At 40.7% G+C, this 16,625-nt stretch carries 18 protein-coding genes and 1 pseudogene; 15 read left to right on the forward strand and 4 right to left on the reverse strand.

Features of this window, described 5'->3' with window-relative positions; translation table 11 throughout:
- Nucleotides 1-67: hypothetical protein (locus tag C1T29_RS25030; protein ID WP_369122222.1), on the reverse strand; the 67-nt coding region annotated here is incomplete at its 3' end.
- An 11-nt stretch (nt 68-78) separates the two neighbouring features.
- On the opposite strand from C1T29_RS25030, the gene C1T29_RS01440 reads away from it, so the two are divergent.
- The 8 genes from C1T29_RS01440 (at nt 79) to C1T29_RS01475 (ending at nt 8,197) form a co-directional block, all read left to right on the forward strand.
- Nucleotides 79-1,542: an NADH dehydrogenase subunit 5 gene (locus C1T29_RS01440; RefSeq protein ID WP_208945711.1), complete on the forward strand. Its 1,464-nt coding sequence runs from the start codon at nt 79-81 to the stop codon at nt 1,540-1,542.
- Between the two features lie 14 nt (nt 1,543-1,556).
- Nucleotides 1,557-4,169: a DUF2309 domain-containing protein gene (locus C1T29_RS01445; RefSeq protein ID WP_103749856.1), complete on the forward strand. Its 2,613-nt coding sequence runs from the start codon at nt 1,557-1,559 to the stop codon at nt 4,167-4,169.
- Between the two features lie 68 nt (nt 4,170-4,237).
- Nucleotides 4,238-4,759, forward strand: a complete 522-nt coding sequence (locus tag C1T29_RS01450) for a carbonic anhydrase (protein ID WP_103749855.1) — start codon at nt 4,238-4,240, stop codon at nt 4,757-4,759.
- Between the two features lie 58 nt (nt 4,760-4,817).
- Complete coding sequence (locus C1T29_RS01455; protein WP_014662580.1) at nt 4,818-5,108, forward strand: DUF6407 family protein; 291 nt, start codon at nt 4,818-4,820, stop codon at nt 5,106-5,108.
- A 57-nt stretch (nt 5,109-5,165) separates the two neighbouring features.
- Nucleotides 5,166-5,528, forward strand: coding sequence for a Na-translocating system protein MpsC family protein (locus C1T29_RS01460; RefSeq protein ID WP_040084346.1), 363 nt, complete (start codon nt 5,166-5,168; stop codon nt 5,526-5,528).
- Nucleotides 5,529-6,048: 520 nt separating this feature from the next.
- Nucleotides 6,049-6,351 carry an ArsR/SmtB family transcription factor gene (locus tag C1T29_RS01465; protein WP_003234907.1) on the forward strand — a complete coding sequence of 101 codons (303 nt, stop codon included), beginning with the start codon at nt 6,049-6,051 and terminating at the stop codon, nt 6,349-6,351.
- Between the two features lie 126 nt (nt 6,352-6,477).
- Nucleotides 6,478-7,650, forward strand: coding sequence for an MFS transporter (locus C1T29_RS01470; RefSeq protein ID WP_103749854.1), 1,173 nt, complete (start codon nt 6,478-6,480; stop codon nt 7,648-7,650).
- 295 nt (nt 7,651-7,945) lie between these two features.
- Nucleotides 7,946-8,197, forward strand: a complete 252-nt coding sequence (locus C1T29_RS01475; protein WP_231516533.1) for a hypothetical protein — start codon at nt 7,946-7,948, stop codon at nt 8,195-8,197.
- Nucleotides 8,198-8,336: 139 nt separating this feature from the next.
- Here the strand turns inward: C1T29_RS01475 and C1T29_RS01480 are convergent.
- Nucleotides 8,337-8,453: pseudogene (locus tag C1T29_RS01480) on the reverse strand (MerR family DNA-binding transcriptional regulator); the annotation flags it as partial.
- 135 nt (nt 8,454-8,588) lie between these two features.
- Between C1T29_RS01480 and C1T29_RS01485 the strand changes: the two are divergent.
- Genes C1T29_RS01485 through C1T29_RS01500 form a run of 4 tightly spaced genes read left to right on the forward strand, consistent with a single transcriptional unit; the run spans nt 8,589 to nt 11,544 of the window.
- Nucleotides 8,589-9,566, forward strand: coding sequence for an alpha/beta hydrolase (locus C1T29_RS01485; RefSeq protein WP_103749852.1), 978 nt, complete (start codon nt 8,589-8,591; stop codon nt 9,564-9,566).
- Nucleotide 9,567: 1 nt separating this feature from the next.
- Nucleotides 9,568-10,239 (forward strand): two-component system response regulator YbdJ, encoded by a 672-nt coding sequence (gene ybdJ / locus C1T29_RS01490; protein WP_103749851.1) that lies wholly within the window; start codon nt 9,568-9,570, stop codon nt 10,237-10,239.
- Nucleotides 10,236-11,222 carry a two-component system sensor histidine kinase YbdK gene (locus C1T29_RS01495; protein WP_189396856.1) on the forward strand — a complete coding sequence of 329 codons (987 nt, stop codon included), beginning with the start codon at nt 10,236-10,238 and terminating at the stop codon, nt 11,220-11,222. The genes ybdJ and C1T29_RS01495 overlap by 4 nt, the downstream gene beginning before the upstream one ends.
- A gap of 58 nt (nt 11,223-11,280) precedes the next feature.
- Entirely contained in the window at nt 11,281-11,544 is a 264-nt protein-coding gene (locus C1T29_RS01500; RefSeq protein ID WP_081483590.1) for a hypothetical protein, read from the forward strand.
- Here C1T29_RS01500 and C1T29_RS01505 read toward each other — a convergent pair.
- Both C1T29_RS01505 and C1T29_RS01510 read right to left on the reverse strand, forming a co-directional pair.
- Nucleotides 11,529-12,299, reverse strand: a complete 771-nt coding sequence (locus C1T29_RS01505) for a serine/threonine protein kinase (RefSeq protein WP_103749850.1) — start codon at nt 12,297-12,299, stop codon at nt 11,529-11,531. The genes C1T29_RS01500 and C1T29_RS01505 overlap by 16 nt on opposite strands.
- 85 nt (nt 12,300-12,384) lie before the next feature.
- On the reverse strand, nt 12,385-13,242 hold the full coding sequence (locus tag C1T29_RS01510; RefSeq protein ID WP_095431159.1) for a hypothetical protein: 858 nt from the start codon (nt 13,240-13,242) through the stop codon (nt 12,385-12,387).
- A gap of 131 nt (nt 13,243-13,373) precedes the next feature.
- On the opposite strand from C1T29_RS01510, the gene C1T29_RS01515 reads away from it, so the two are divergent.
- The 3 genes from C1T29_RS01515 to csgA all read left to right on the forward strand — a co-directional run bounded on the left by C1T29_RS01515 (nt 13,374) and on the right by csgA (nt 16,622).
- The gene (locus tag C1T29_RS01515; protein ID WP_071580985.1) at nt 13,374-14,558 is read left to right on the forward strand and encodes a DUF4885 domain-containing protein; all 1,185 of its coding nucleotides are present in this window, start codon (nt 13,374-13,376) and stop codon (nt 14,556-14,558) included.
- 315 nt (nt 14,559-14,873) lie between these two features.
- Nucleotides 14,874-16,262, forward strand: coding sequence for an amino acid permease (locus C1T29_RS01520; protein ID WP_071580984.1), 1,389 nt, complete (start codon nt 14,874-14,876; stop codon nt 16,260-16,262).
- A gap of 111 nt (nt 16,263-16,373) precedes the next feature.
- Nucleotides 16,374-16,622, forward strand: coding sequence for a sigma-G-dependent sporulation-specific acid-soluble spore protein CsgA (gene csgA / locus C1T29_RS01525; RefSeq protein ID WP_003234887.1), 249 nt, complete (start codon nt 16,374-16,376; stop codon nt 16,620-16,622).
- Nucleotides 16,623-16,625: the final 3 nt, after the last annotated feature.

Here is a 16,625-nt window from a genome sequence, read left to right on the forward strand (position 1 = left end):
AAGAAGGAAATCCTTTAAATCCTATCTTTTGACTAAATTTCACTATTGCTGATTGGCTGACTCCCATAATTTCGGCTTATTGCTTCTGGGATAAGTGGACTTTTGTTTTTACATCCGCGAGTGCCCTTGAGTTTTGTTCGCATTCATATTGGGATTTTGGCTTTACCACTTTTGGTTGCCTTACTGATCCTTGCCAATAGCAGTGTGAGTGGAAATGTTGGCCCTTGGCACTTAGATACCTTAGCTTGTTTAATGACTTTCTTTGTTCTTGCAATTGGATTCGTTATTCAGCGTTTTTCTGTACGTTACTTAATGGGGGATCGATCTTATCGCAAATACTTTGTGCTTTTTACTTTTACAACAGGTGCTGCTTCAATGACGTGGTTAAGTGGCGATCTCCGTTTGATGGTTTTATTTTGGGGAGCAACTCTTGTTGGTTTAACTTTACTGATAAGGTTAAACAGTGCTTGGCAAGTGGCTAGTGAAGCAGCCAAAATTTCTGGCCGGTTATTTTTGTTAAGTTGGTTTTCTTTGTTTTTTGCAATGATGTGGCTTTTTCATGCCACAGGTCAATGGCAGTTATCATTGGTTGTAACAAATGAAAGTTTAGCTGGGCTGGGAGAATGGGAGAGAACAGGGATTCAGCTATTGATTGTACTAGCGGTAATTATTCCTGCAGGTCAATGGCCATTCCAAAGATGGTTAGTTGAGTCTATTGTTGCTCCAACCCCTGTTTCTGCAATTATGCATGCAGGTTTAGTAAATGCAGGAGGAATAATACTAACTCGATTTTCACCTCTATTTCATGGCGGTATCGCTTCGATTATCTTACTTCTGCTTGCTGGCATTTCTGTATTGATTGGAACTGGTATTAGTTTAGTCCAAGTTGATTATAAACGCCAATTAGTAGGCTCCACGATTGGACAAATGGGATTTATGCTCATTCAGTGTGCACTAGGGGCCTATATAGCAGCCATTATTCATCTTATTTTACATGGTTTATTTAAAGCTACGTTGTTTTTACAGGCTGGTTCAGCCGTACAGCGTCATGAAGTATCGACTCGTGTTAAAGAGAGATCATCCTATTTATGGCTCGTGGCTGGTCGTACGTTAGCCTTAGTTATAGGTGTTGCTTTTTGGCTCACTGCTCCTGGAGACGGATATCAATTAATGAGTGCGCTGATCTTAGGGTGGTCATTGTCCGTTTCCTGGACTCAGCTTGTAGCTTTTGGAGAGGGGCGAATTGGCCGAATTGCCGGCTTAATCGTTTTAGGAGGAGCAGCCTTTATATATTTTATCATTCATAACCTTTTCTATGATTGGCTGCATGCAGCCGTTTCTCAAACTGTTCAGCCTCCAATGCCAGCTGTCATCATTGTCGTATGCCTCTTCCTATTTGGCAGTGCTTTAGGTTCGTGGGTTGCTCGTCATCGTTCTTCCGTTTTCTTCACGATACTCTATCTTTGGCTAGTTCGGTTAGGTGAAGCAAAACCAAAGTCAGTGGAGAGTCACCCAGACTACCTTAAACAATATTTATCATAAGGAGCTAATCTGAGATGGGCATTACATCCGTATTAACGAAAGAAAATGTAAAAAAGATAGATACAGATATTGATGTTCAAGAAAGGGATCTTAACGTTTTGATTACATCTGCCAGCCGAGTGATTGCGCCACTTTGGCCTATTTCTACATTTGCTGCACGCAATCCGTGGATGGGACTTGAAAACCAGACTTTTGATCAGGTTGCAAGCTGGTTGAAAAATACGCGTGATGTTGATATATACCCAAGTGCGTCTATGATCCGTTCAGCAAAGAATAAGGGTGAGATTGATGAAGTTTTTGTGGAAATGGGGCTGCAGCGTTGGCTTGATTCACATTCCTTTCACATCCCACGGGACGTGGCAGAACGGTTTTGTCATGCGGGATTACAATTGGATCCATTACCTTCCGATCTTTTATCATCACACGAGATGGAGAAATTAGTAAGTGGATGTAGTGGATTGGATCCTATCGATAATGTTTTTATGGAACCACTAAGTTCATATATAGAGAATCAAGATGGTGAAAGGTTAGTCACTATACTAGATCATCATGTCATTAAGTGGAGTAAATTATATCTTGATGACTCTCAAGCCGGTTGGACAATGCCTAATCGTGAGGAAGGCTTCTATCGTGCCTGGCAGCAGCTCATACAATATGATCCAGCACTTAGCAAAAAGCAGCGTGAAAGGTTAAAAGGTTTGCCGCAAGAGGCGCATTTGGCTTTACAAGAAGCCTTATTCGCACTAGGAATCCCCGAATCAGAAATCCAGGCTTATCTTGAAGCTCACTTACTTTCCTTACCTGGATGGGCAGGGATGATGCTTTGGCGCTCCCAACAATCGAGCCATGAACATGCACTCTTAACAGAATATTTAGCGGTTCGATTATCCATGGAGTGGGCACTGATAAAGCCATATTTGCCTTTGACTAATGAACGAGCTGAGAAAAAATTTCCGATTGCTCCCCTTATAGCAGCTTGGATTCATTGGGGTGGGCTTACATTAGAGGAATGGTCACAGATGTCGGCCAGTGAACAAAATGAATATTTATCATTTGCCTACAGCTTTGATGAGAAACTTCGCAGGAAACTTTGGTTAGAAGCTTGGGAACAAACTTACACTGATCGATTGAGCCAGAAGATCATCTCGAAACAACGTGAAACCGGTAAAAAATCTGCATTAGCTCAATTAGCATTCTGCATTGATGTACGATCAGAACCTTTTCGCCGTCATCTAGAAAAACAAGGTCCGTTTGAAACGATTGGCATCGCAGGTTTCTTCGGGGTGCCGATTGCAACTTGTGAACTTGGCAGTAAACACAGTCATGCCTCCTTGCCGATCATACAAAAACCGCAAAATAAAATAAAAGAGTTCGCGGATGAGGATGTATTCAACAAATACAATCAACGGAAGCAAGCAGTTCATTCGTTAAGCTATACATTTAAAACGATGAAACAGAATGTGCTTTCAAGCTTACTTCTGCCTGAGCTAAGCGGACCTTGGCTTACTCTGCAAATGGCAGCCCGTAGCTTTGTGCCAAGAAAGGCGGGTCGTTTCATTCGAAATCTCCGTGAGGCTTGGTTGCGCAAACCTGATACAAAACTCTCGCTTCATCATGATGCTACAGAGGCAGAAATACCTGTGGGTTTTACTGATGAAGAAAAAGTGAACTATGCTCGCCAAGCATTAAAAATGATGGGGTTAACAGAAAACATCGCACCATTGGTCGTGATATGCGGGCACGGCAGTCAAAGTACCAATAATCCTTATTCCGCAGCCCTTGACTGTGGTGCCTGCGGTGGAGCGGCCGGTGGATTCAATGCAAGAGTTTTAGCTGCTTTATGTAATCTTTCAGAGGTGAGAGAAGCACTTTTAACTGAAGGAATTAAAATCCCTGAGGATACGGTGTTTGCAGCAGCTGAACATAATACAACGGTGGATGAATTACATTGGCTTTATGTACCGGAGCTTTCTGAAGCTGCACAAGAAGCATTTGAGCAAATTGAAGCTGTTATGCCGAAAGTGAGACATCATGTAAATGCAGAACGTCTGGCCCAATTACCGAATTTCCATTCGGAATTTAAAAATCCGAAGGCTGAGGCACACCGATTTGCGGAGGATTGGAGTGAGATACGCCCGGAATGGGGGCTGGCTCGTAATGCTGCTTTTATTATCGGCCAACGTGAATTAACCCAGGATTGTGATTTGGAAGGAAGAGCCTTTCTCCATAATTATGATTGGAAACAGGATGAAAGCGGCGAAATCCTAGCAAATATTATTGCAGGACCTGGAACTGTGGCCCAATGGATTAATTTACAATATTACGCATCAACGGTAGCACCTCATTATTATGGCAGCGGAAATAAAGCAACTCAAACCGTTACAGCAGGTCTCGGCGTTATGCAGGGGAATGCAAGTGACTTGTTAGCCGGACTGCCTTGGCAATCCGTCATGAAATCAGATCACGAAGCCTATCATTCTCCGCTTCGTTTGTTGATACTCATTCAAGCACCTAAAGAATATGTAGAACGGTTATTAAACAATGACTCAGCATTTATGCAAAAAGTTCAAAATGGATGGGTCCGACTGGCTAGTATTGATCCAGAAGGATGTTGGGAAAGCTGGTAATTATGAATCTAAACATTTATTAAATGGATTTGTTACTCAATACTAAACATAAGGAAGAGGTGTGCTATATGAATGGAAATCAAAATAAAAAAGTATTATTTTTGACGGACATTGAAAACGGCTTGGAGCCTATTTTACAAGAAGTGACTAACACTCCTGCAGAAAGTATGTTGACTATACAAAGCTATGGTGCCAGTATTTCACATCCTTATGGAGAAATCATGAGGTCTGTTATTTTTGCGATTTTCCAGGAAGATGTTGAGGAGATTTTTGTAGTAGGAACAAAAGATAAGAAAACTTCCACAGGTCATAGACTTACTCAACTTGAAGCAATGAAAGATAAAATACAAACATTGGATTATCTCTTTCAGAATTGCAAACCTGAATTTTTAGGTGGTACGGTCGATGAATGGCTACATGAAAATAGCAGTGACACCATTGAAAAAAGTGTTGATATCATTCGTCATCATCCATTAGTGCCGTCATATGTTAAAGTTCGAGGTTTAATCATTAATCAAGAGGATGGAACATCATCAATTGTGGAGGTTCCTGCTATGAAAACAGGTCAACCTGATCATTGCTTGTCATGATGAAATGGAAGAACTTCTATGCACCTATATGTAAAAAAAACAGCTCTAAGGAGAAGGTATGGATTCTAATTTAACTGATTTTGTCACGAAAACAATAGAGGACATGAACTCGTTTGATCGTGAAAATATGGAATGTATGAAAAAGGTAATAAGAAAAGCAATTGATTTTTATCATCTACAATCTTATGAAGAAGTTGAGGAAACCCATTTAGGAAGCATTCGATTTTTGCATATACACTCTATGATGGAGGAAAATATGTTATCCAAAATGATAGTGGTCACAAGAAACGGTAATACTGATTTGGATATTGAAGGTGTATATGAAGGACATGTTGTAAGAGAATATTAATGAGACGAAATCACAAATAGAATATGCCAATTTTTTTGCTCAGGAGATGTATGATATATGAAAAAATCGAAAGGTTCTATTGAATCAGAGATCAGTAAGTCCATTACTCAATGGGAGAAAGATTATCTTGGGCGCGGGTCTGTATCTGTTAAAACTGATATACTCCGGGATATGGTCATCGTCAATTTAAAAGGGATTTTAACACCAGCTGAATATGTAGTGTGTGGATCAAAAGAGGGTATGTTATCTATTAAACAAACTCGCTCGGAGTTAGTCGAATCAGGTATAGAAGGTCTTAAGGATATTATCCTAAAAATCACCGGAGAAAAAGTGATAAGTTTTCATACTGATTTAAGCTCCCGGACAGGTGAACGAGTAATGGTATTTAAATTATGTAATGATCTAGAGAAAAATCTTTAATATAAATGTTTGATGATCCCTGCTATTCAAGCCAGGGAGAGGGCATTCAAAATATTACCTGCCGCTTCTTTTGCTTTACAGTTATGTCATCATTACTATTTTTTATTCATAACCCACGAGCGGACTTGTTATTCCTGCTGAAAAGATCTAACATCCGCTTTTGTTACGAGCGGATGTTTTTTCACATCTAATTAAAATGCATGAATTTGGTGCTGGTGCTTAGTCAATGCCAAATTCATTAAAAACATCCAAAATACCCGAACCCAAACATCTGTGAAACGTAAGCCTCTAGCGAATAGTGTTGTTTACTCCCTTAGCCAAAATCAAAATGTTTTATTGATTTAAATTAGAAGCTTTGCTTCGGTTAACAAAGTCACCGCCGAGTTCCCCCAAGAATAACATGATAATGAGACCCATTCGAAAGTGTAGGGTTTTTGATATGCTGTCTTCAGTTTCATTCCTCGAAATGAGTACCAAAAAACGAATTGACATATCGAAATATAACGATATAATAATCGGTATGGAGCCAATTGAAGTATTCAAAGCTTTATCAAATGAATCAAGGCTGCAAATTTTACAATGGCTGAAGGAGCCCGATCGTCATTTTGCACCCCATGAAGGGATTGATATGAACACAATCGGGGTATGTGTCAGTCAAATAACAGACAAATTGAAAATGACGCAATCGACAGCTTCTCAATATCTTACCATCCTTTTAAGAGCCGGCTTGATTAAGGCGGAGCGTATTGGAAAGTACACATATTACAAAAGAGATGAAGAAGCCATTGGGAAACTTGCTGACTTTCTTAAAACAGAGATATAAAAATAAACATCAAAAGATGTTTATTTTTACACTATACATATCGACATATTACGATGTGTTTATTTTTTATAATAACATATCGATATATCGTGATATGTTTATTAACAATTAAGGAGTGAATGCTTTATGTCTAATACTTGGAAAATTTATATTTTAGCCATTGTCAGCTTTTTAGTTGGAACCTCAGAATACATCATTTCGGGAATTTTGGATCAAATTGCTCATACTCTCGGGATCACTATAGCTGCCGCGGGCCAGCTTATTACCATTTTCTCACTTGTATATGCTCTTTCTACACCCGTACTTATGGCGTTGACAGCAAGTATGGATAGACGCAAATTGATGATGTATGCCCTCGGTTTGTTTGTGTTCGGTAATGTCCTGGCTTTTGTACTGCCTGGTTATGGATGGTTTATTGCAGCGCGGATCATTATGGCGATGGGAGCAGGTGTGGTTGTTGTTACCGCTTTAACCATTGCCGCTAAGATTGCATCGGAAGGAAAGCAGGGCAGTGCCATCGCTACGGTGGTTATGGGATTTACCGCTTCTTTAATCATAGGTGTTCCGCTTGGAAGAATGATAGCAGTAGCATTAGGCTGGAAGTCCGTATTTGGTGCCATTGCTTTGTTGGGATTGATCGCAATGGCCGTTATTTTCTTTACTCTTCCGCATACTAAAGGGGATAAGCCTGTGCCTTTACTTCAACAGCTTGCTCTTTTCAAAAAACGGAAAGTGGCTATGGGATTATCAATCACTTTCTTTTGGCTCGGGGGATATTCTGTTGCTTACACTTATTTGTCACCGTATCTCTTGAACATCTCAGGTATAAACGGCAAGTTGCTTAGCGGTGTTTTGCTTATATTTGGAATTGCCAGTTTGGTTGGGTCGAAGTTTGGGGGTTATAGCACCGACAAATGGGGAGTGCCCTTTACACTTGTTGGCGGGATGACATTGCATATCGTCACACTGATTCTGCTGTCACTTGTTACTCATTCCTATATCGGCGTGTTGGTGATTCTCATATTATGGTCGTTTGCCGCATGGTCTACCGGTCCGACACAGCAATTTCACTTAGCTACAATAGAACCGGAAATGTCAGGTGTTTTGCTCAGCATGAATCAGTCTATGATGCAACTCGCCATGGCAGTTGGCGCAGGGATAGGAGGGGTTTTTGTGGAAAATGTATCATTAGCCTCGATTACCTGGATTGGGGCATTGGGGGTTATGATTGCCATTATTGCATCATTGATGATTTTCAATTCGCAACCGAAACAAGCGCTAAAAGATATTAATCAATAATTTCGAAAGATCTAACATCCGCTCGTTATACAAGCGGGTGTTTTTTTATAAGCCCAAGTAGAAGGCACACTGAAGCTGAAAGAGATTTTTGCCGACGGAGATCTGAGGTACAGCAATTTATAATATACTAGGAATGGAAATAACGATATGGCGGAAGGATTCTAATGCTTCTCACCTGTAATCACTACTTTGAGGATGTGTCATCGTGAATCAAAAGACGTACATTGAAATGAGCAGGACATCGCAGTACATCAACAAATTGAGAGAGTATTCAGTGCTAATTGATGAGGCTGAGATGGGAAATATCAAAGATGGAGGGAGGCTGCGAATTGATTTACCGCCTGGTGAGCATGTTATTCAAGTGAAGATTGCTTGGTGTACAAGCCCAACTTTGAGGTTTACTTTAGCGGAAGGAGAAGTGTTGAAGTTTAGATGCGGAAGTCCGCTTCGAGGATGGAAGTTGCTTTTGGCGCTTTTTTCTGTTTTGGGCCGTCCTGAAAATCATCTGTTTATCGAGCAGGAAGAAGAGAAAAAGGCTTTGTGGTGATTTTGTTGTGTGAATAAATAGATTAAATACCCCTGAATTATGTTTTGTGAAAGATTGATATAAGCGGTAGCCTTCTCAATGTCGTTCTCCTTGGAGAAGGCTGCGTATAAGAAATTCTCGGACTTTGCGGATAGACCCTCCGATATCCATTTTTAGGATTAATGTCTTCTGGGTGGATGAGTCCGATTTCATCATAGTATCGCAGTGTTTTTGTTGATACTTTGCATATCTTTGAAAATTCTCCGATCGATAGCAAGCGATCACCTCCTTGCTCCAAATGTACACCTTTCCGTAAGGACAAAGTCAAATGTGGAAATAAAATCTCTCCAAAGTTAATCAGAAATTTATTTTCATATCGTATCCTTTCAGTATCACGTGAAAGGAGCATCTTATGAAAACATTATGGAAAGTCGTAAAAATCTTTTTTGGTAGCTTAGCTGCTTTGGTTTTGCTGGTATCCGTCTCGGTATTTATTTATCACCATTGCCAACTAAATAAGGAAGCACCACTTCTTAAAGAAAAAGGCACATTGGTCGATGTTGACGGTAAAAAGATGAATGTGTATCAAGAGGGAAGCGGAAAGGATACGTTTGTGTTTATGTCCGGCTCGGGGATTGCTGCGCCTGCTTATGAGATGAAAGGTTTGTACAGTAAGTTTTCAAAGGAAAACAAGATTGCTGTTGTTGATCGGGCAGGTTATGGATACAGTGATGTGTCTCACGATGACAGAGATATTGATACGATACTGGAACAGACAAGGAAAGCGCTTATGAAAAGCGGAAATAAGCCTCCTTATATTTTAATGCCTCATTCGATATCCGGGATTGAAGCGATGTATTGGGCACAGAAATATCCTAAGGAAATTAAGGCGATTATTGCGATGGATATTGGATTGCCTCAGCAGTACGTCACGTATAAATTGAGCAGGATCGACAGACTGAAAGTGAGAGGATTCCATCTGTTAACGTCGATTGGTTTTCATCGGTTTATGCCTTCCGCTGTATATAACCCTGAGGTGATTCGTCAGTCGTTTTTAACCGATAAAGAAAAAGAAATCTATAAAGCCATTAACTTTAAGCAATTTTTTAATGCTGATATGGAGCATGAGCTGTTACAGTCTTACCAAAACGGCAGCAAATCTGTGAATTTGCCGGCGCCAAAAGAAACTCCTGTCTTATTTTTAGATGCGGTTTCTGACCAAAATAGACATTCAAAGTATGCCATACAAAACCGAAAAGACTATGAAGCGTTTGCGGCTCAATTCAATACTGCCGATATAAAGGAACTAAGGGGAACACACAGTATTTATTTATATCAGCCTGATCAAATATATAAACTTTCCATGGAGTTTATGAGAAAGGTTCGCTAGGATGAAGGGTTATCATATTTTAATCGTAGAAGACGATGTGATGATTGGTGATTTGCTGCAAAAGATTTTGCAGCGTGAGGGATATCGTGTGATATGGAAAACAGATGGAACGGATGTGCTTTCGGTCATACAGAAGGTGGACTTGGTCATTATGGATGTGATGCTGCCGGGTGAGGACGGGTATCAAATGTCTGCAAAAATCAAAAAGCTGGGGCTGCGCATTCCGGTCATTTTTCTTTCGGCCCGCAATGACATGGACAGTAAGCTCCAAGGGTTGAAAATCGGCGAGGATTATATGGTGAAGCCCTTTGATCCAAGAGAGCTGCTGTTAAGAATGCAGAATATGCTTGAGCATCATTATGGGACCTTTACGCAAATCAAGCACTTGTATATTGATGCTGAAACCAAAAAAGTGTTCAATGAAAGCCTGCATGATGAGGTGTTGTTTACTGCGATTGAGCGGAAAATTTTCTTTTACTTATATGAAAATAGGGACAGCACCCTGACAAAGGATCATTTCTTTGAATATCTGTGGCAGCTCGAAGACAGAAACCCGAATATCGTCAATGTGCACATTAAAAAAATAAGAGCCAAAATCAACGATCAAGCGGGTGAGATTATTGAAAATATATATGGAGAAGGGTATCGGCTGAATACCGTTGTGAAGAAATGAAGTTAAAGACAAAATATATGTTGTTATTATGTACGGCTGTCATTAGTGTCCCGGTGCTATTGCTGGCGGTTAGTATTTTGATGTCTGTCATTTATGAAAACATGTTTAAATCAATGAATCACGGTACGCCTTTTCATAGGTCGTTTGCATATCCTGCAATGCTCATTGTATTTTTGTTATCACTCTTATTGTTAGCTTTTTTATTTTCGAAGTCGATTCATTCTCTGCTGCATAAAATCAATCTATTACATCATACCATTCGGCATCTGGCGAGTGATCAAAAGGTGCCGGATAAAATAGAAGTGAAACGCGCTGATGAAATCGGGGAGCTGATCAAGTCGGTCAATTTGTTAATTGAACGGACGACATATCGTGAACTGGAATTGAAACAGCAGGAGGAAATCAAAAAGGAGCTTTTGCAAAAACTGCGTCATGACATTAACACACCTTTAACAGCTCTCAGGCTGCAGTTGTTTTATTTGGAAGGCCAATGTCATGATCAGGCTGTATTCGAATCGTTGTATCAGCAAATCGATTATATCTCGGAATTAACCAATGAATTTAATCTATATTCCGCCGAAACGCTAGAAAGTTCTTATATCGTAAATGAAGAAGTGCGTCTAAATGAGCTGTTAGAAACAGCGGTGAAAAAGTGGGATTATTTATATAGTATGAATGGGGTTGAATTGCACTTTAAGCCGGCAGATCAAGATGTGATATGGGTGAGCAACGTGTTATGGATGCAAAGGCTGTTTGATAATATTTTTCAAAATACGTTAAAGCATTCAAAAGCTGAAAAGATGGAAGTCAGGATCGAAAATGGCACTGTTTCTATCCGCGATGATGGTATTGGATTTGATCGGAATGAGAACAGTGAGGGGCTTGGGTTGAAGATTATTGAGGATATATGCAGACTGCTCGCGATGACTTATGAGTTGGAGACAAATGAGTATGGAACGCGGTTTTTGTTTTCAAAAGAGTGACCCCGCTGATGTTTTTCTTTCTCCCATAAACTATATATAATAGGAAGAAAGAAATGAGGTGATCAGTATATGTTTAAAAAATTCATCAAAACGATCAAAAACCTCTCAAGCAGTTCTAGTGACCGATATCGCAGACACCGGCATTACAGCAGCAGCCGGCGCAGACATTATCGCAGCTATAGCAGCAGCTCGGGCAAAAGAAGACACTACGACCGTTATGGCGGGAGTCATCGTTACAAACGCCGGAGCTACAGCAGCAGTTAATCCGAAAAAAGTTCTTGTTCCGCTTTTGGGACAAGGGTTTTTTTATGTGACCGATTGAATGGCCCGGTTTAGATCCTCGCGAATGGAAGCGGTGTGCTGATACTCTTCATCAATGCCCAATAATTTTTTCAGCAGCAGGGTTACTTCTGTTGTCAGCGTTAATTCCTCCAGCCAAGTGCCGTTTTTCTTCTTTTTTCCTTTATATTGAGAGTACAGCAGAAATAACAGCGTTTCTCCGAGATCGAAGAAGTCATCCTGTTTTCGCACCTTTATTTCCTTCGTTTCTTCAGGAGTCAATTGCTTTGCAAGGCCGAAATCAATGAGGCAGAGCCTGCCGTTATTGATGATGATATTAGGCGTTCTGATGTCGCTGTGAAAGATAAGGCGATCATGCAGGTATTCTATAATCTCAAGCAGCTGCGAAATCATCTGTAATGCCATAAGCTCTGTGAACGGCTGCTTTCGAAAAAATAATAATTCTTCTATATTCTCTCCCTCAACGAGCTGCATGACATAATAAGCCTGTCCGTCTATGATGAACTCATCTATGAAGCCCGGGATTTGCGGGTGATGAATGCTTTTGAGCAGTTTTATTTCCTGCTGGAACCGGACTTTCTCTTTTTCCTTTTTCGCTTTTGTCGACCGAAGCTGTTTTAAGACATAAGGTGTTTGAGTTAAAATATCGATGCACAAATAAACCAAACCGTAGCCGCCCATGCCGAGGCATTCTTCGATTTTGTATTGATGATTTAATATAACGCCGTTCTTTAGAGGGCGGTCAAAAAGCAGTTTTTTTAGAAGTTTTAATGCCATGTCTGCACTTCCCTTGGTTGTACTGACTATAGTTTACCTTCTAGACTGAGAATAAAAAAGAGCCGGATAATCGGCTCGGTATAAGTTAAAACTGCTTGGTGACATCGTATTCATAATCTATTTTTGCTTTGACATTGCTCATCGTCGATCTGGCAGTCGCTAATGTATTATATTTAAAACTCCATACCTTTGCCACACTGAGTTGATCCGACAAAGAGATATCATAAGACCCTGAAGTCGAGCTGTTTACAAGGGCACGGCGCCATTCGTTATTTTCGTTTGTCATGATCAGATGGCGTGTATTTCCTTGGCTTGGTGTTTGAGTGGCGGTTGTTTGCACTCTGGTTACAATGGCATCACGCGGTATCCCGGATTGGTTTGTTAAATCAGCCTTGATCACGCTGGAATCAGAACCTGAGGAGCTAAGGCTTGTATTTCCTTTATTTTCAGCAATGCCGCTGAATTGGAACGTTCCGCTGCCTGATTTGATTCGGTCTTCAATTGAAAGCGTAAAATACATGTTTCCGGTATAGGTGCCTCGTGACACCTTCACATAGAAGGTATCCGTCGTGTTTTGGGCGTCTGCATTTGCATAAATAAAAGAGGAGAACGTATTGGGGTTAATGACTTCTGTGCCTTGAGAAACAGGTATTCTGTTCTTATCGTAAATTTCAATTTTCATCCCTGTATATGCGCTCTGGTATGTACTCCTCACGTATACCTTTTCTCCCTTATTAGCCGTAAAAGTGAAATAGGCTTCATCTTGACCAGCTTCCAGTATTGTTGTATCGATATTTTTATATTTCCAATAACCGATCGGCATTGCGGTATCAAATGAATTGTTTCCTGTGATCGCAGTGACTCCGGCAGCTGATGCCGAATACGTAAAGGTGAATAAGACAGACAGCACAATAGCAAATGGAATAAGCCATCTTTTCGCCATGCAAACAACCTCCTTTTATTTTCATCATACATAATGACAGTACGAGTGTAAATAAATGTTTTTAGAGGTTAATATATACATTGTCATTGCCGATAAAAAAGAGTAAGAGAGAATACTCGGGAGGGAATTCAATGCGTCTGAATCGGCAATTTATCCGCACTCAGCTGATAGCACAGAATATATTAAGCAAGAATGCGCCTGCCAAACGAGAGAATTTGACTGAAAGTACAGCGGCAGTTCTGGAAAAGGCATACAGCAGGCTTGAGCCGCGATCTTCAACTGTGGGAATCAATCAGTTCAACTATTCTAAAACCAGTGTGTCGGGACACAGCGGGACGTTCAGCAAAGTGTATCAATCAGCGAATGACCGAACAGTGACAGATACAGGGAAAGAAACAGTGATCGAATCCAATAACCCCTATGACTCTGAGAGTGATATCAGAATCAAAATACTAGATGAAAAATACAGCAGGATGAATGCCATAAACAAAGCAAAGCCTGATCCCTTAGGCTATATTAAGGATAAGTACCAAAATTCAAAGTCTCCTTATTTCAGAAGTGATCTGTCTGCCGCAGAAAGACAGGCTGCTTACGATAATGAAACAGAATGGCTATTCAAAGGCAAGGCCCAAAACTATAACCTCCAGGATGCTGCGTTTCGCAATGTTACATTTAATGGGGAAGTGGAAGCTGAGAATGAAAAGGTGTATCAGCGGAGCCAAGTGAACCAGCAGCTGCAAGTGCTTTTGAATCGGAACCATATTCACATTCCAGAGGGGACGGAGCTGACGTTTACGATTACGCCGATTGACTATCAGGTGCGGGTGAGCGGGACAGACGATCAGGATCTGATCAAGCAAATTGAGCAAGTGCTGCAATCTGGAGACAACAGCAAAGAACTATTTTTACACATCATGAAAAGCCAAAGCAGTGATTCAACACAATTTTCCGAAGAGGCCTATAAAAAATATCAGGCAGCTCGTGAGATGTACGAAGTCACAGGCTACCATTTGAAGGATTTAGAAGTGATTGACGGGCGGTATGTAACGCCTGATGGACGTGACTTGTTAGACGTCTATCAAGAAGAGCTTGAAAAAAATCCTGTGCAAAAAGAGACGGCCTCTTATGCTATATCTCACTATCGTTCAGAGCTTAGTGAAATTGCGGAAGCTGGGTATGATGCCATTCCGGATTTCATCCTATCAATTGATTATAGCAATGGATCTCTGAGAGATGTGGGACAAAGCAAGAGCTATGGAACCGGAGATACCGGGTGGCTTGAAGCATTAAAGCGTCAAACGGGCGTAAATTATTAGGTAAGCTGTTCATGTAGAACAGCTTATTTTTTATGAAAATCTAAAAAATATAGTTTTAATATTCAAATAATTTTATTATTTTTATATAGAAGATTTTAAATGAAGCAAATGATTCAAAACTTAGCACAAAGGTGTTTACCTGAAAAAAACAATTGTATTTTCCAGAGAAATTTATTATGATGAAATAAGTAATTTAGGAGATTATATAACAATTTTGAGTTTGAATTTTCTGATTGTTATCACTGAGTGATGTGAGGGCAAGCAGGTCTGCTGTTTTCTCATTTGTGAGTATTTTTGTTAGGAGGAGGAAGAGGAGTGGCAAATAAAGAATTAAAGAGGGGCCTGGGCGCGCGTCATATTCAGATGATCGCCTTGGGCGGCACGATCGGTGTTGGCTTGTTTATGGGGTCTGCCAGCACAATTTCATGGACTGGCCCATCTGTCCTTCTGGCTTATGCAATATGCGGAATTTTTATCTTTTTTATTATGCGTGCGATGGGTGAAATGCTGTATGTCGAGCCGAGCACAGGTTCTTTTGCGACATTCGGCCATCAATATATTCATCCGATGGCAGGTTATATAACAGCGTGGAGCAACTGGTTCCAGTGGATTATCGTCGGCATGTCAGAAATCATCGCTGTCGGTACTTATATGAAGTATTGGTTCCCGGACTTGCCTGCTTGGATACCTGGTATCGTGGCAATGGTGATTCTTGGCGCGGCGAATTTAATTTCTGTTAAGTCGTTTGGTGAATTTGAATTTTGGTTTGCGATGATTAAAATCGTGACGATTATCTTGATGATTATTGCGGGGATCGGAATTATTTTCTTCGGTTTTGGCAACGGCGGAGATGCGATCGGATTGTCGAACCTGTGGTCTCACGGGGGCTTCTTTGCAGGAGGTTTCTCAGGTTTCTTCTTTGCGCTGTCGCTTGTCATTGCGGCTTATCAAGGAGTTGAGCTGATCGGGATTACAGCGGGCGAAGCGAAGGACCCGCAAAATACGCTAAGAAGTGCGATTCAAAGTATTATTTGGCGTATTTTGATTTTCTACATTGGCGCTATTTTTGTGATTGTGACGGTGTATCCTTGGGATGAGCTCAATTCACTCGGAAGTCCGTTCGTGTCCACGTTCTCGAAAATCGGAATCACGGCAGCGGCCGGCATTATTAACTTTGTCGTAATTACAGCGGCAATGTCGGGCTGTAACAGCGGCATTTTCAGCGCGGGCCGCATGCTGTATACACTGGGTGTAAATGGACAAGCACCGAAGTTCTTTACGAAGATTTCACGCAACGGTGTGCCGCTGTATGGCACAATTGCGGTGCTGATCGGTTTGGCTGTCGGTGTTGTACTAAACTATATCGCGCCGCCGAAGATCTTTGTCTATGTATACAGCGCAAGCGTGCTTCCTGGGATGATTCCTTGGTTTATCATTTTGATCAGCCATATTGGATTCAGAAAAGCGAAGGGCGCCGCATTAGATAAACATCCATTCAAAATGCCATTTGCTCCTTTTACAAACTATTTGACGATTGCTTTCTTGCTGATGGTTCTGGTCGGCATGTGGTTTAACGATGATACTCGTATCTCTCTGATTGTAGGCGTGATTTTCTTAGCGCTTGTGGTCATTAGTTATTATGTGTTTGGGATAGGCAAACGCACACAAGCCAATTTGACCAAAAGCCAACAAGCAGCTGAATAACGATAAAAAAGAGACATTTACGGATGTCTCTTTTTTTATTTTTCGCGTATGGATTTTCCCTGTTTTAGCAAGCTATAGGGTAAAGATAGCAGAAGGAAAGGTGTTCATAAAATGGATGTTACACTCGGTTATTTGCGTGAATCACTTTCGAATCATCTTGAAAATGAAGTCTGCCAGCGGATTTGCAAGAAAATGCTAGCGAAGCGGTATGCGAATGAAGAGGAATTTGTAAAAGACTTAGATGATAATGAAATGTCTTTTTTGAACCATGTATTAGAAAAGGAAATTAAGTATGCGCAGAATGAACAGGATCAAAAGCGGGCTAAGGAATTAAATGAGGTGTATGAATTACTGCTTTGAGAA

The organism is Bacillus sp. MBGLi79, from assembly GCF_002953915.1.